Here is a 14,214-nt window from a genome sequence, read left to right on the forward strand (position 1 = left end):
AGAAGCTGCCACACGACTACCGGGAAGCCTATCCTTCGCCCGACGAAACCGCCGCAATGAAAGCCATGAGCCGGTTCTTCAGAAACAATGGAATCGTTCTTCCCGTGGATACCTCGGCTTGCTTGTCGACGGCTATGTCTGACGCCGACATCGATAAGATCGCAAGCGTTTTTGAGCGGTTCCTGGCGGTGTCCGTTACGCATGGGGAGGCGCGATAAGAATGTGCGCCAATCCAAGTCCGGCGCTGCAAACAGAGAGGCGGCATATTCAAGATGACAATTACATCTATCGATCCGACAAACGATCTTTGCTATGCGCGTGAATTCATGGCCATGCCAATAGGCCGCCACAGCCCCAACCTGCAGCGCATTCTGCGCTTTATGCGCAGTGAGCCAGCATTGGAAAAGCCGTGGTTGTTAACTTTGGAGCCGGGCCAAAAATGGGCTTTGGTACGCTTGGGCGGTCCCGGTGAGGAGCGGATTGTTTCACTCAATAAAATTTACACCGATGAACGCGAGGCAGAGCGCGATGTCTTTGTGCAACGTTGGCGAAAACTGACAGGCCAAGACCTGAATGAGATCCTTTCAAAATGAGTGACTTTCCAAAATTGAGCGTTGTTGGGTATGCCGATCGTCAATCGGTAGCACCTGGTGAAACAGTCCGCTTCATGGTCAGCAACGAGGGCAATATCAACCAATACCGAGCGCGCCTTATGCGTATGCATAGTTTGGATAGCCGTGCGGGCGGTTGTGGGCTCATAGAAGAGGACGTTCCGGCGGACTTTGCGGGGGTATATCCCGCTCGCCATCAGCAATTAACTACCGGATCCTACATTCGTTTTGCTGAAAGCCAGCAACCTGACTGGTTGGGGAGCTTTACCCTGCAAGCCTATATTTGGCCAACGTTGCCAGGCGAAAAGTGTCAAAGCATCATCGCCTATTGGAACGACCCAACCAAGGAGGGGGTACGTCTCGAAATAGACAGCAAGGGTGCATTATCTCTTGTCTTGGCAGAAAGTCATGGCGTCGAGACAGTAGTTTCCACCGAAACTCCCCTTTTGAAAGGCGAGTGGTATTTGGTGTCGGCGACCTTTGAATTTGAGACTGGTGACGTTTGCCTTTCGCAAAAGCCGTTGCGCCGCTACCCTAAGATCAACGAACCGGCGCTGGTGCGCACCACAGTTGATATAGGCCACCAATGGTCAGGGGCGGTCCTGTCAATCGCGGCTCACTCGACAAAGGGGATTGAGAGCAACCATTGTGGTTTTTTCAATGGCAAAATTGACCGTCCCCGCTTAGCGCGACGCGCGTTGACCGCTGATGAAATCGTCGCTCTCGCCGCAGATCGGGTGCCAACAGAGTTGTCGCAAGATATCATCGGCTGCTGGGATTTCTCGATTGATCAAGGTACAAATCACATTCACGATCTCTCGTTATCCTTGCGCCATGGCGAGGCCGTCAATCTTCCAGCTCGGGCGATGACCGGCCACAATTGGGTTGGCGGAAATAATGATTTCAAAGTTGTGCCTGAGCAATACGGCGCGATCCATTTTCATGACGATGATCTCTACGATGCACGTTGGGAAGCGGATTTTCAGTGGACAGTGCCGGATTCGCTGCCGAGTGGATGCTACGCTGTCAGGTTAGATAACGCTGACATGCCAGGTTACATTATTTTCTTTGTCCGTCCGCCTCGCCAGGGCGCGGGAAGACGTCCTAAGATAGCGTTCTTAGCCCCAACAGCACACTATTTGGCTTATGCCAACTACCGCCGTTTGAAGGAAAGCAACCTGATCTCGGAAGGTGGGCGTTTATGGCAATTCGGACCCGAAGAGGTGCTGTTGGAGCAGCGTCCCAATTTTGGAAATTCCTTTTATGAGCGTCACACCGATGGTAGCGGCGTTTGTTATTCATCGTATTTGCGCCCTGTTCTCAACATGCGCCCAGACACGCGTTTGTCGAGCCTAGCTGGCGACGGTTATGTTTTGGCTTTCTTGCGTGAATGCCAAATGGATTACGATGTAATAACCGATGAAGATCTTGATCGCGAAGGTCGCGGATTGCTCGATTCCTATCTAGTGGTCATGACGGGCGGTCACCCTGAATATACTACGAAGCGCATGTGGGACGCTTTGGTAGGGTTTTTGCAGCGCGGCGGACGCTTGATGTATTTAGGCGGTAATGGGTTTTACTGGCGGGTCGCTTTCCATAATACTCTGCCGGGAGCTCTGGAAGTTCGACGTGCCGAAGACGGAGAACGCACCTGGATAGCAGAGCCTGGCGAATATTATATGAGCTTTACTGGTGAATATGGTGGCTTATGGCGGCGCAACGGTCATGCTCCCAATGAGCTAGTAGGTATCGGGTTCACGGCACAGGGATTTGACACTGCAACTTATTATCGTCGAAACAGCGATGCGAAAGACCCACGCGTCGAGTTCGTATTTGCTGGCGTGGATGATGAAATCATCGGGGACTTCGGTGTTGGCTTTGGCGGGGCGGCAGGTCAAGAGATCGATCGGTACGATCGCAGCTTGGGTTCACCGCCACATGCGCTGATTTTAGCAAGTTCCGAAGGTCACACCGACCATACGCTACTCGCCAAAGAAGAACTAAATCACACCGATCTGGGTGTTGGTGGGGTCGAAAACGAACTCGTTCGGGCTGATATGGTGTTCTTCGAAACGGGCTATGGCGGCGCAGTCTTCTCAAGCGGCTCCATATCTTGGGTGGCTGCCATGCCCTGGAATAATTTTGAGAACAACGTGGCCAAGATCACGCGAAATGTTTTGCAACGTTTTGTCGATGATGAACCGTTTACGATGTTTAAAGTCGCCGAAGCGAAGCCATAAAGGAGCCACGAGAGTGGCCTTCGGCGTGCACTAATCTCAGGCCACCGTATTGCCGTGACCCATACCCTTGCGAACGAAAAGATCCGGCTGGCCGGGCTTGAGGCAGAGGCGGAGATCCGCATCGACCAGTGGGGCATTCCGCATATCAGGGCGGCAAGCGAACAGGATCTGTTCCTTGTGCAGGGGTTCAACGCCGCCCGTGACCGGCTGTGGCAGCTCGATCTGTGGCGCAAGCGCGGCCTCGGCCTCCTCGCCGCGGATTTTGGCCCCGGCTACCTGGCCCAAGACTATGCCGCCCGGCATTTCCTCTACCGCGGCGACCTGGGTCCGGAATGGACAGCCTACGCGCCAGATACGGAAGAGATTTGCGCCGCATTCACCGCAGGCATCAATGCCTATGTCGCGCTCTGCGAAGCGGAGCCCGGTCGCCTGCCGCCCGAATTTGCTCTGTTCGGCACGAAGCCGGCCTGGTGGCAGCCTTCCGATGTTGTCCGCGTCCGCACCAACGCGCTGATCGGCAACGGGTTGTCGGAGATCGTACGCGCCAACATCATGGCGCTGGCTGATGCCGAGACGGATCTTATGCGCTGCGAGATCGACCCACCCGTCCAACCGAAGGCGTCCGCAGGCATTTCGCTGGCCGATATTTCGCTTGCCGCAACGCGCCTTCTCAAGCTCGCGACCGCGCCGGTCACCTTCGACAAGGCCCGCATTGCCGCTACCTTAGACGACATCTGGAAGTGGACCGAGGTGATCGATCTCGGCGATGTCATCCAGGCAAAGATGGAAGAAGGCTCCAACAACTGGGCCGTCCACGGCTCCCGAACTGAAAGCGGCCGGCCGATCCTCGCGAGCGATCCGCACCGGTCGCATGCCGTGCCATCGTTACGTTACCTCGTGCACCTGGAAGCGCCGGGCCTCAATGTTATAGGCGCGGGCGAGCCGACCGCGCCGGGCGTCTCCCTCGGCCACAATGAGAAGATCGCCTTCGGTCTCACGATCTTCGGGGCCGACCAGGAAGATATATACGTCTACGAGACGAAGGGCGGCGATCCGGATTCCTACCACTATGACGATCTCTGGGAGAAGATTATACGCATCGAAGAGGCCTTTCCGGTCAAGGGCTTTGCCGACCAGACGCTGACGCTCTCCTTCACCCGACACGGTCCGATCTTGTACGAGAATTCAAAGAAGCGGCTGGTGATCGCTGTACGCTCCGTTTGGCTGTCGCCGGGCTCGGCCGCCTATCTCGGCAGCCTATCCTACATGCGCAGCAACTCGGTGAAGGGTTTTTCTGAAAAGCTTTCCCATTGGGGTACGCCTTCGGTCAACCATGTCAGCGCCGATGTGGAGGGCAATATCGGCTGGTTCACGGCCGGCCTCACGCCTGTCCGTCCCAACTGGGAAGGCCTTTTGCCCGTGCCCGGCCACGGTAGCCATGAATGGGACGGTTTCCTACCTGCCGATCAACTTCCGCGCAAATACAATCCGTCGGAGGGCTTTGTGGCTTCCGCCAACGAAATGAACCTGCCGGCAGACCGCGATCCGAAAGCCCCGTCGATTGCCCATGAATGGGCGGAAGTTAGCCGCGCCCGGCGCATTAGGTCTGTTCTCACCAGCGACTCCACACACACGCTGAATGCGTCAATGGCGTTGCAGATGGACGTATACTCCCGGCCGGCTGCCACGATCTGCGGCATGATAGAAAAAGTTGCAGGCCGCCAACTTTTGGACGATGTTCAGCAAAAGGCACGCGATCTGTTCAGGAATTGGGACCACCGACTTGAAGCCACGAGCCCTGCCGCGGCGCTATTCGAAGTTTGGTGGATGAAGCACCTCCGCCCGGCGCTTCTCGCAAGGTTCGCTCCGAACCCGACGGTGCTGCAGCTACTGCTACCGGGCGATGTTGACCGGATGCTCTCCCTTCTGGCCGAGCCCGGGCTCCGATGGGACGAGGCCGAACGCGACGACATGCTGCTTTCGACGCTCTCGTTTGGTTTTGCCGATTGCGGCGCGCTGCTCGGCGCGGATCCGTTCGCCTGGCAATGGGGCAATTTGCACCGGGCGCTTTTCGAGCACGCCGCCAGCCGCATCAGGCCGGAGAATGTCACGGAGTGGAATGTCGGTCCGCTCCCGCTCGGCGGCAGCCGCTCGACACTCATGTTGGCCGGCTACCGCATGAACGATTTCGGCGTCAACATAGGGGCGTCCGTCCGACTCGTCATGGATGTCGGCGACTGGGACAACAGCGTCTGCATCAACGCGCCCGGCCAGTCCGGCGACCCGCGCTCGGTCCATTACGGCGATCTCGCCGAAACATGGTCTAAAGGTGAATACGTGCCGCTCGTTTACAGCAAAAAGCGCGTTGAGGAAGAGACTGTCCACCGTATCACCCTCCTGCCGGATTGAGCTAGGGATCAAGCGAGGGCGCGCATCGGCCTATGCGCCCACCGACAACGATGTTGTCACGTTAACCGGCATCCGGTTGCTCGGTGTCGGAATGAACGTAATTTTGGGCGATGCCGAGTAAGACCTTATGTCCTTTCTGGTTGCCGGCTGTGAGGTGGTTCGCCCTACACTGGCAGTGTTGAAGCGAGGGTTGCTCGTCGAGCCTATCCTCATGCCAGGAGGACGAACCCTGGAAGACTATAGCGAAGTTTTCGTAGGATTGGATGTCGCGAAGGATCGGCATGCTGTTGCCCTCGCCGAGAGCGGGCGTACCGGCGAGGTTCGATATGTCGGAGAGATATCCTCCGATATTGCGTCAGTACGCCGCCTCGTCCGCAAGCTCGGAGTACGCATACGACGAAGGCCGCATGATCGGCACGCGCGCGTGGGCGCGGCGGGCTCTATGATGGCGATGCGTGAAGGTCAGGCGGCCTGCTGATTGGCTTGTCGGCTTCGCGCAGGCGCTTCCAGTGCCAGGGCAGTAATTCGTGCAGACGCGAGGTGGGAAGATCGGCAATGCGGGCCAGGACATCGGCGAGCCAGGCTTTCGGGTCGACGTCGTTGAGGCGTGCCGTGGTGATGAGGGTAAGCATAACGGCGGCGCGGTCGGCGCCGCGCTGGGAACCGGCGAAGGTCCAGTTGCGCCTTCTATGGAAATATTTCCATAGGCGTCGTTATGTGAACAGGCGGATTAGGGATAGTTTGCTGAGACAGCTTCGGGATATTCTCCGTTTCCGCCTCAGCAAGCTTGACATAATCAGAGAGCTTCGAGGAAGCGCATCAGTTGGTCGGGCGGCTGGTACCGCCCTAACTTGACCTCCTGAGGCTGCAGCTTCCTGAGCGCCTGCTCCTTCATGGACAGATCGGCCTCTATGTACATGTGCGTGGTCGCGGTATCTTCATGCCCCAACCAAAGCGCGATGACGGTGATATCGACACCGGACTGCAGCAGATGCATTGCTGTCGAGTGCCTGATCACATGAGGTGATATGGAACGGCCCGCGAGAGAGGGGAGATGTCGAGTTGCTGCATTGACAGCGAGAGCGAGCCGTTGCGTGACGTTCGCGCGGGTCATCTTGCCGCCTGCGCGATTGGGTAACAGGAAGCCATCCAGGGCATTCGCCCCGGCTAATCGCTGCCATCGCCGAACAAGAGCCGCCGTCGGGCGCCATAAGGGAACGCATCATTCCTTACGCCCCTTGCCATGCAGATGCACGGCGGCTTGGCCATCAAGAACGACATCGCGGCAGCGCACGCCGATGATCTCGGAGACGCGTGCGCCGGTGTTGTACATGAAAGTGAACAACACTCGGTCGCGCTGCCCGGCCCACGTCGTATCATCAGGAGCGTTTAGAATGGCCTGGATCTCCGACCGTGTCAGGAAACCGATGAGAGGACGATCGGTTCTCTTCATCGGAATGGCGAGTGCCTGCTCTATGGTCCCGAGAGCCTCAAGATCATGATGCCCTGCGTATTTGAGGAAGGTTCGCAGTGCGGCAAGCCTCGCATTCCGGCTCCGAACGCTGTTGCCACGAACTTTCTCCAGGTGATCAAGGAAATCGAGCACCAGTTGTGCGTTCAGGTCGGTGGGTGCGACTGCACTTGGCGTCTTCCCGATCGACGTCTCTGTAAAGGCCAGGAGCAACCGGAACGCATCGCGATAGGCATTAATGGTCTGTGGACTGACGGCGCGATGCTGCCCCAGATGCTCGACAAAGAAGCGCTGAACCAGCGCGGCAAATGATGGTACTGATCGGTCACCCATGACAGCACTTCCTCCGCCGCGAATGCTTCGAAGCGACTGCCTGCCACGGCCATCAGGTCGGGAATGCCGGTGAGGTACCAATAGGTACGGAGACCTTGGCATGGCCGACATAAGTCGCAAGCGCGGCAATGGCGTTGTCGATATCGGCGCCTTCGGCCTGCCAATGCTGCACTCGTCGACAAATAAACGTTGACCTGAGACCCTGAAGCTCCTCCAGTTTTTGGTAGAGTCCGTCCCGCTCAAGGAGACGGACGAATGAAGCGTTCACGGTTCACGGAAGAACAACTCATCGCGATTTTGAAGGAGCAGGAGGCGGGAATGAGGACCGCCGACGTCTGCCGCAAGCACGGGATCTCGGAAGCGACCTTCTACAAATACAAGGCCAAGTTTGGTGGCATGGACGTTTCCGACGCCCGCAAGCTGAAGGCTTTGGAGGAGGAGAACGCCAAATTGAAGAAGCTGCTGGCCGAGCAGATGCTGGACATCGCCGCAAAAAAATGGTGACGCCCGATGCCAAGCGATGCGCTGTGGCCCAGGCCTGCGAGCAGCATGGGGTGAGCCAGCGTCGGGCGTGCAAGGCTCTTTTCGTCGATCGCTCGAGCGTTCGCTACACAAGCATCCAGCCGGACGATGCCATCGTTCGAGCCGCGATGAAGGCGGTGGCTGCCGAGCGCCGCCGCTTTGGCTACCGGCGCATCCACATCATGCTTGAACGGCAAGGGATCGTGATGAACCAGAAGAAACTGCGGCGGCTTTACCGGGAGGAGAAGCTCCAGGTCCGCAAACGTGGCGGCCGCAAACGGGCCTTGGGAACAAGACGGCCGATGATCGCGCCGGGTCGGACGAATGAGCGCTGGAGCCTGGACTTCGTAAGCGATGCCTTCACGGACGGACGCCGGTTCCGGGTTCTGGCCGTCGTCGACGACTTCACGCGCGAGTGCCTGGCGCTGGTCGCGGATACATCGCTGTCGGGCGCCCGCGTCGCTCGGGAGCTGGATGCCATCCTCGCCCGCCGCGGCAGGCCTCGCACGATCGTCTCGGACAATGGCACCGAGCTAACGTCGATGGCGATCCTCAAATGGTGCCAGGAAGGCGGCGTCGAATGGCACTACATCGCGCCCGGCAAGCCGATGCAAAACGGATTCGTGGATAGTTTCAACGGCCGATTTCGCGACGAATGCTTGAACGAAACGTTGTTCTCCACTCTCACGCAAGCACGGGCAGCAATCGATCTATGGAAGGAGGACTACAACCAGAACAGACCACACTCAGCCCTGGGCAACATCACGCCCATCGAATTCGCCATCAAAATGGCTCTGGAAAAACAGGCCGCATGAGGCCAGAAATGAAGCGCCGGACTCTCCATTGAAATGGAGGGGGGTCTCAGGTCAACGTGTGTCGAAGATCGTGAATGCGAACTTCTCCATAGGCTCCACGAGCAAGAATATTAGCGTCGCGGCGCAATCGCTGGAACGTCCAATGGACTTGCCGCTTGGATGGAGCGTGCCCCGAAGCGCCGACGAAGAAAGATGCGTCCGCCTCGGAGGGCGCGTAGCGGCCGCGGATTGCGACGTAACGCGAGCGCGCAGCGCCGGTACTGGCATCAAATGGTACATGCCTTGATTTGGTGAATTTGGTCATACGCACGGTCAGACATCGACCGACAACGTCAACGTCGCCGCATCGAAGCCTACGCGCCTCGGAAATCCGCAATCCGGTCGCTGCGATCAGCCCCAACATAGTCTCATAGGTTGCCGGTCGGATTGAGTGCTGCGGACTAACCTCCGTGCCGCCATCAGCAGCGCGACAATCTCTTGTTCCGTGTAAATATGTGGTGTCCGGCGCTGGCGCCTTCTACCGAACATATCGCGCTCGGGCAGTTCATTCGCTGGATCAAAGCGCTTCTCGTGCTCGACGAAGGGGCGCAATACTTCGAAGCGCCGCGCCCAGGCGGCTGGCGCTGCGTTCCGCGCCTCCCCTTTGACCCAACTGACAACCAGCGTCGTTGTGATGGGGCCGAGATGACCCGATACATCGGCCAGGTGGGCGAACGACCGAAGCGCGCTAGCGGCGCTATGGAGCGAGAACCCAAGGCGACGCCGGTCCGCAAGGTACGCGTCGACCCGCGCCTGCATGGTCTGCAACTGGCTCATGCCGCACCCCCCGGCCACGGCATAGCGACCGCTGCGAGCCTCTGAAGATCGACTTTAGCGTAAATCATGGAGGTATCGATGCTCCGATGACGCAGGATATCGGCAATCTGCTTCATTGGAACACCTGAGTTTAGCATGCGGCTGGCGGCGCTGTGCCGGAGAATATGCACGCCTATAGCGCGACAATCTGGGGTTCTTCCGCATATTTGGTGCAGGTTGCGGGATTCTCGCAGTCGACGCCGTGATTTGCCCGTGCTCCATGCCTTCCGTTTGCTGATTTCGCCTGAACTTTCGATTGTCCAGATTTTCCCGCAGGCTGACAGGGTTGTGCTTGTTGCCCGGCCGAAGGCGATGGAATCGTGCTGTCCATGTTGTGGCCGCCGGACGCGTCGCGTCCACAGTCACTACATGCGCCGGTTGGCCGATCTGCCGTGGCAGGGGCGGATTGTCGAAATCCGGCTTCACGCAGGACGGTTTCGATGCGCCGATCCCCAATGCCCGCGCCGGATCTTCACCGAGAGGCTTCCCGAGACGGTTCAACCGAAGGCTCGACGCACGGTTCGGCTCGGCGAAAGCCAGCTGGCGATCGGCTTCGCGGCAGGTGGCGAGCCGGCCTCACGCCTGTCGGACAGGCTCGCCATGCCGGCGAGCGGCGACACGCTGTTGCGGATGATCCGCGCGGCTGGGTTCGAGCCGCCGCAAGCGCCGCGTGTGGTCGGCATCGACGACTGGGCCTGGCGCAAGGGGCAGCGCCACGGAACGATCATCTGCGATCTTGAGCGTAATCGCGTCCTCGATCTATTGCCGGATCGAAATGCCGACACGGTCGCATCATGGCTGGAACGCCATCCTGGCATCGAGATCATCGCGCGCGATCGTGCCGGCGTCTATGCCGAGGGCGCCCGTCGCGGTGCGCCCGATGCAACCCAGGTTGCCGACCGCTGGCATCTTCTCCAGAACCTAGGCGAAGCGTTGCGTTTGGCCGTCGGCCGCCATCGAAAAGCTGTCAGCGCCGCGGGGAAGGCCATGACGTCCGAGATGGCCGGAAACGACGACGCCAAGCTATCCCCGAAACTTGATTGCCTGCGCCGGTCGAGGCGCAGCCAGCGCAGTGAGCTCTATGCTGAAATCCTTCAGTTGCGGGAGGCCGGTCTATCGCCGCGACAGATCGCGCCCCAGATTGGCCTGAACGTGAGAACTGTCGAACGCTGGCTTGCAGCGGGCGGTGAGCCCGAGCACCGGCGGCCGCCCTCGCGCTCCGTCCTCATGGATCCTTTTCGAGACTATCTCGAAAAGCGCTGGGAGGAAGGCCAGCACAACGGGCTGCAGCTGTGGACCGAAATTAAGCACCGTGGCTTTGAAGGCAGTAGGGCGACCGTCTACAGATGGACCGCCGCCCGTAAGGAGCGGCCACCGACCGCGCCACCAAATTCGCGGTGGCGGCCGCCATCGCGCCGGAATTGCGCATGGCTCCTGAGCGAAGACCCGACATCTCTCGATGAGCAGACCGAGCGGTTCCTTCACCATCTCCATGAAAATGCGCCGGAGCTTTCGATCGCGGGCGAACTCGCCCGCCGTTTTGCTGCAGTGATACGCGGCGATGATGATGCCGGCCTCGAGCAATGGATCGCCGATGCCACGGGCAGTGAGCTGGCCTCCCTTGCAGCAGGCATCGGCCGTGACATTGAGGCTGTCCGGGCGGCAATCACCCAGCCCTGGAGCACGAGCCCGGTCGAAGGTCAGATCAACCGCCTCAAGACGATCAAGCGCCAGATGTACGGGCGCGCCGCCTATCCACTCCTCCGGAGCCGACTGCTGGCAGCCGCTTGACCCACCCGGAAAAGGGACACCCAATAAGTAGTTCCTGCACCAAATATGTGGAAGAACCCCAGATTGACGCTGCGCTCTCACGTTGATTGCCGCGCCGCACACGCCTGCCTTTGGCCACCCGCAACGTTTGTATGCAGCAAAAACCGCCTTTCTTACGCTGTCGTTTTGAATCGGGAGGTCATAAGGCGCAACGTGGCGTACGAATATCGCTCGGTTCACGCTTGGCGGACGCTCGTGTTGCAGATACTTAACGATCGCATCACCCGTTTCGGGCGGCAGCGGTAGAATGTCGAAACATCTCCCCTTTGACCGGGAAATGCGGATCGTACCCTGCCGCCAATCGACGTCTTCAAGCTGTAATCGCGCAACCTCACTGGTTCGAAGCCCAAGATCAACCAGACATCGGACCATAGCGTAAGCCCTCCGGCGGGATGGGACGTGCTTGTCGAATGATGCGAGCAGGATCTTGATTTGGTTGTCAGAAAGGACATCCGGCAAGCTGCTTGGCCGCCAGCACGCAACGCGAGGAATTACTTTGAGTAGATGCTGAACATCATCGCCATCATCTGCCGAAACCGGAGATAGCAACCGATCGCACCTCCAACGGTGCGAATGGTGCCGGATGACCAGTCATGCAGTTCGCCGAGGATGAAACGTCTTACACGCGACGGCGCGAGGCTGGTGATGGATATCACTCCATCTGGAAACTGTTGCTGAAAGAAGCGTCGAAGAATTCGACTGCGCGAAGTTCGTGTGTTGTGGGCTAATCCGCCCACATCCCGCATATAAGCCACGAAGGCCGTCAATTCCTCGCAATACTCATTGTCGTTGGTTGCTTCGGAAATGGCTCCTTCGGAACGCAGTATGGCAAGTAAATGCGAGATTGCCGCCCTGAGTTCGTGCGGCAGACGACGAGTTGGATAAGGGCAGTCACAGACGGGAAGATGGTGATGGAGAAACCGCTTACCTGCGGCTTCATCTATGGACGCCAACGCAAGCCGTTCGGTCGAGATCCAGTGGGCGAAATGGGCAATGCAGCATAGATAAACACGACTTGTGCTTGGTGAATAGCGAGCCTGGCTAAGGTGTTCCAGGTACGATCGGAAAACTGCCCAAGCGGGCTGTTCTCAAGCCACTGGCGAGGTCCAGGCTGCAGCTTAATCGGATTCATGATCTTTGATCTCTTGCGTGATTAGCGCTCAGAGGAGATCAGGATTATGTAAAGTTACGGTCGAGGTCCCAGCCGAATATCTTCGATGCGCACCCGATTGGGAATTGTCTCAGCAAACTATCCCTAATCCGCCTGTTCACATAACGCCTTTCCAGAGCAATGCCACGCAGCGCTCTTTCGGCCGCGTTGTTGCTGAGGCAGATTCTGCCGTCGTCGATGAAGCGGGCGAAGTCGGCCCAGCGCCTGAGCATGTAGTTGATTGGCTTCAGGACTTCGGAAGAGCGCGAGAGGGTATCGCGCTCGCGGAGCAACCAGGCGTGCATGTCGTCGAGAAGTGGTTTGCTTTTCTCCTGCCGCACGGCATACCGCTCGTCCGCGCTGCGGCCGTTGATGGCGCGCTCGATCTCGAACAGTGCATCGAGGCGCCTGACCGCCTACAGCGCGATCGGGGAGATCGGTTTGCCCTTCTTGCCATCCCGGGCGTTTTTCGCGATGTCGGCCAATTCGAAGAATCCGCGTCGCGCATGGGCGTAGCAAAATGCCGGCGTGATCGGCTGCTGCTTCCGCTGCGGGTCGAACAGCGGCTCAAAGCCACTGTAACAGTCGCACTGAAGGATGCCGCTGAATCCGGCCAGATGTTTCTGAGGATGCTCCCCGCGCCTGTCGCTCGAGGCGTAATAGATCGCCGCCGGCGGCGCAGGCCCGGCGAAGGGACCGTCGTCGCGCGTATAGGTCCAGATGCGCCCGGTCGCGCATTTGCCCTTCGCCAGGATGCGGATGGTGGTGTCGTCGCCATGAAGGCGCTCGGCCGCGAGCACATGGCGCTCGATCAGCTGGAAGAGCGGCATGACGGCGAAGGTTCCGTGGCCGACCTGATCGGCCAGCGTCGACAGCGGCAGGTCGATCCCCTCAGCCTTTGAAGCGCGCGCTCTGTCGGTTGAGTGGCGCATGCATGCCGAACTTGTCGAACAGGATTGTCGCCAGCAGTTGGGGACCGATGAAGCCGCGCGGCGTGGCATGGAACGGCGCCGGCGGCTGGGTGATCTTCTCGCAATCGCACACCCAGTTTCGACAGCCGCGATCCGCCGCAGCAGGCGCAGGCAGTTGGAGGGTCGATGACGACGCGCTCGTGTTCGATGTCATCCGGCCATGGCTTGCGCACCGGTCCCTTGCGCGTGAACGGTCGGACCTTCTGCGTCTTCGCCGCCGCGGCCTGCGCGGCGGGGCTTTCGGATTCCGGAAGGAAAGTCGAAATCGAAAGTGGCGAAGGTCTTGCCGGCAGGCAACCCGGATTGTTCGCGATGGCGCTGGATGCGCCGAGAGGCGCGCTCGGCCATCTCGACTCGAAGGCGAGAAGGTTGGCCGCGGGCCAGCCATCGCGATCGGCGGTGTCGGTGAGATGCTTCCAGTTGCGGCTGATGCTGGGCAGGCGCAGTGCCGACAGCAGGGTGGGCAACACGGCGGCGGCCTGATCCTTGGTCCTGCTCATCACAGCACCTGTGCGTTGGCGAGTAAATGGTTGTACCCGGCGAAATCGGGCGGTGGAATAGTGAGAATAGTGACGTCTGCACGGCTTCTGACCGTGGGCAGGAACTCGCTCCTCAGCTTGGCGACATTGGGGAGTTTGCCTCTATCGAGCGCAGCCTCGATACGCAGGGCCAGAGCATCGACGCAGTTGCCTTGGCGGCGATATCGAGGAGGGCGACCATGTCGCGGCAGGCCTGCCGGGCGTAGAGAGCGGCATCGAGCGTAAGGCGTTGCGGTAGACCAGATAGCGCAGGGCCTGGGGCTTGCGTCCTCGCTGCGCATGTTTGACGCGGACCCGGTCGGCGGTCATCACCCGGTCCGGCCCGAGGAAGAACTCAACCCGGTCATCGTAGACATGGGCATGGAGGCGGTAGCCGATGAGGCGCGAGGGTACCGAATAGGTGATACGGTCGACGCTGATGGTGCTGTTGCGCGTGACGTCTGCGCTGACCAGCCACAAGCCTGGCCC

10 protein-coding genes and 6 pseudogenes are annotated in these 14,214 nt (G+C 59.3%); 7 read left to right on the forward strand and 9 right to left on the reverse strand.

The window, feature by feature from the left end:
* From NKI06_RS29895 to NKI06_RS29910, 4 genes and pseudogenes are all read left to right on the forward strand, one after another.
* Positions 1-218 (forward strand): annotated as a pseudogene (locus tag NKI06_RS29895) (aspartate aminotransferase family protein); the annotation flags it as partial.
* Between the two features lie 54 nt (positions 219-272).
* A complete protein-coding gene (locus tag NKI06_RS29900; RefSeq protein ID WP_352987860.1) occupies positions 273-593 on the forward strand; it encodes a N,N-dimethylformamidase alpha subunit family protein in 321 nt (106 codons plus the stop codon).
* Positions 590-2,851, forward strand: a complete 2,262-nt coding sequence (locus NKI06_RS29905) for a N,N-dimethylformamidase beta subunit family domain-containing protein (RefSeq protein WP_352987861.1) — start codon at positions 590-592, stop codon at positions 2,849-2,851. The genes NKI06_RS29900 and NKI06_RS29905 overlap by 4 nt, the downstream gene beginning before the upstream one ends.
* Positions 2,852-2,905: 54 nt before the next feature.
* Positions 2,906-5,260 carry a penicillin acylase family protein gene (locus tag NKI06_RS29910; RefSeq protein ID WP_352987862.1) on the forward strand — a complete coding sequence of 785 codons (2,355 nt, stop codon included), beginning with the start codon at positions 2,906-2,908 and terminating at the stop codon, positions 5,258-5,260.
* Between the two features lie 440 nt (positions 5,261-5,700).
* Here NKI06_RS29910 and NKI06_RS29915 read toward each other — a convergent pair.
* Positions 5,701-5,946: pseudogene (locus tag NKI06_RS29915) on the reverse strand (transposase domain-containing protein); the annotation flags it as partial.
* Between the two features lie 110 nt (positions 5,947-6,056).
* Positions 6,057-7,175, reverse strand: a pseudogene (locus NKI06_RS29920) (tyrosine-type recombinase/integrase).
* Between the two features lie 144 nt (positions 7,176-7,319).
* Here NKI06_RS29920 and NKI06_RS29925 point away from each other — a divergent pair.
* Positions 7,320-8,401: pseudogene (locus NKI06_RS29925) on the forward strand (IS3 family transposase).
* 46 nt (positions 8,402-8,447) lie between these two features.
* On the opposite strand, the gene NKI06_RS29930 reads toward NKI06_RS29925, so the two are convergent.
* From NKI06_RS29930 to NKI06_RS29940, 3 genes are read right to left on the reverse strand one after another with little or no spacing between them, the layout of a single operon-like run.
* Positions 8,448-8,804, reverse strand: coding sequence for a tyrosine-type recombinase/integrase (locus tag NKI06_RS29930; RefSeq protein ID WP_352987863.1), 357 nt, complete (start codon positions 8,802-8,804; stop codon positions 8,448-8,450).
* Positions 8,792-9,217, reverse strand: coding sequence for a hypothetical protein (locus tag NKI06_RS29935; RefSeq protein WP_352987864.1), 426 nt, complete (start codon positions 9,215-9,217; stop codon positions 8,792-8,794). Before NKI06_RS29935 ends, NKI06_RS29930 begins: the two co-directional genes overlap by 13 nt.
* Positions 9,214-9,570, reverse strand: a complete 357-nt coding sequence (locus NKI06_RS29940) for a tyrosine-type recombinase/integrase (RefSeq protein WP_352987867.1) — start codon at positions 9,568-9,570, stop codon at positions 9,214-9,216. Before NKI06_RS29940 ends, NKI06_RS29935 begins: the two co-directional genes overlap by 4 nt.
* On the opposite strand from NKI06_RS29940, the gene NKI06_RS29945 reads away from it, so the two are divergent.
* Positions 9,470-11,047: an ISL3 family transposase gene (locus NKI06_RS29945; RefSeq protein ID WP_352987865.1), complete on the forward strand. Its 1,578-nt coding sequence runs from the start codon at positions 9,470-9,472 to the stop codon at positions 11,045-11,047. The genes NKI06_RS29940 and NKI06_RS29945 overlap by 101 nt on opposite strands.
* Before the next feature lie 135 nt (positions 11,048-11,182).
* Here NKI06_RS29945 and NKI06_RS29950 read toward each other — a convergent pair.
* The 3 genes and pseudogenes from NKI06_RS29950 to tnpC form a co-directional block, all read right to left on the reverse strand.
* Positions 11,183-11,635: pseudogene (locus tag NKI06_RS29950) on the reverse strand (tyrosine-type recombinase/integrase); the annotation flags it as partial.
* Entirely contained in the window at positions 11,578-12,039 is a 462-nt protein-coding gene (locus NKI06_RS29955; RefSeq protein WP_352987866.1) for a site-specific integrase, read from the reverse strand. The pseudogene NKI06_RS29950 and the gene NKI06_RS29955, both read right to left, overlap by 58 nt.
* A gap of 322 nt (positions 12,040-12,361) precedes the next feature.
* Positions 12,362-13,440: pseudogene (gene tnpC, locus NKI06_RS29960) on the reverse strand (IS66 family transposase); the annotation flags it as partial.
* Between tnpC and NKI06_RS29965 the strand changes: the two are divergent.
* The gene (locus NKI06_RS29965) at positions 13,334-13,690 is read left to right on the forward strand and encodes a hypothetical protein (protein ID WP_352987868.1); all 357 of its coding nucleotides are present in this window, start codon (positions 13,334-13,336) and stop codon (positions 13,688-13,690) included. The pseudogene tnpC and the gene NKI06_RS29965 sit on opposite strands and share 107 nt — an antisense overlap.
* Before the next feature lie 158 nt (positions 13,691-13,848).
* Here the strand turns inward: NKI06_RS29965 and NKI06_RS29970 are convergent.
* A partial coding sequence (locus NKI06_RS29970) for a Mu transposase domain-containing protein (protein ID WP_502900629.1) occupies positions 13,849-14,214 on the reverse strand: 366 nt, incomplete at its 5' end.

It is taken from the genome of Mesorhizobium sp. M0772, assembly GCF_040320135.1.
Lineage (GTDB): Bacteria > Pseudomonadota > Alphaproteobacteria > Rhizobiales > Rhizobiaceae > Mesorhizobium.

Bases quoted from the DNA above. Each gene is read 5' to 3' on its own strand.
- NKI06_RS29900 (WP_352987860.1), top strand. From the start codon at position 273: ATGACAATTACATCTATCGATCCGACAAACGATCTTTGCTATGCGCGT.
- NKI06_RS29905 (WP_352987861.1), top strand. From the start codon at position 590: ATGAGTGACTTTCCAAAATTGAGCGTTGTTGGGTATGCCGATCGTCAA.
- NKI06_RS29930 (WP_352987863.1), bottom strand. From the start codon at position 8,804: ATGTTGGGGCTGATCGCAGCGACCGGATTGCGGATTTCCGAGGCGCGT.
- NKI06_RS29935 (WP_352987864.1), bottom strand. From the start codon at position 9,217: ATGAGCCAGTTGCAGACCATGCAGGCGCGGGTCGACGCGTACCTTGCG.
- NKI06_RS29965 (WP_352987868.1), top strand. From the start codon at position 13,334: ATGACGACGCGCTCGTGTTCGATGTCATCCGGCCATGGCTTGCGCACC.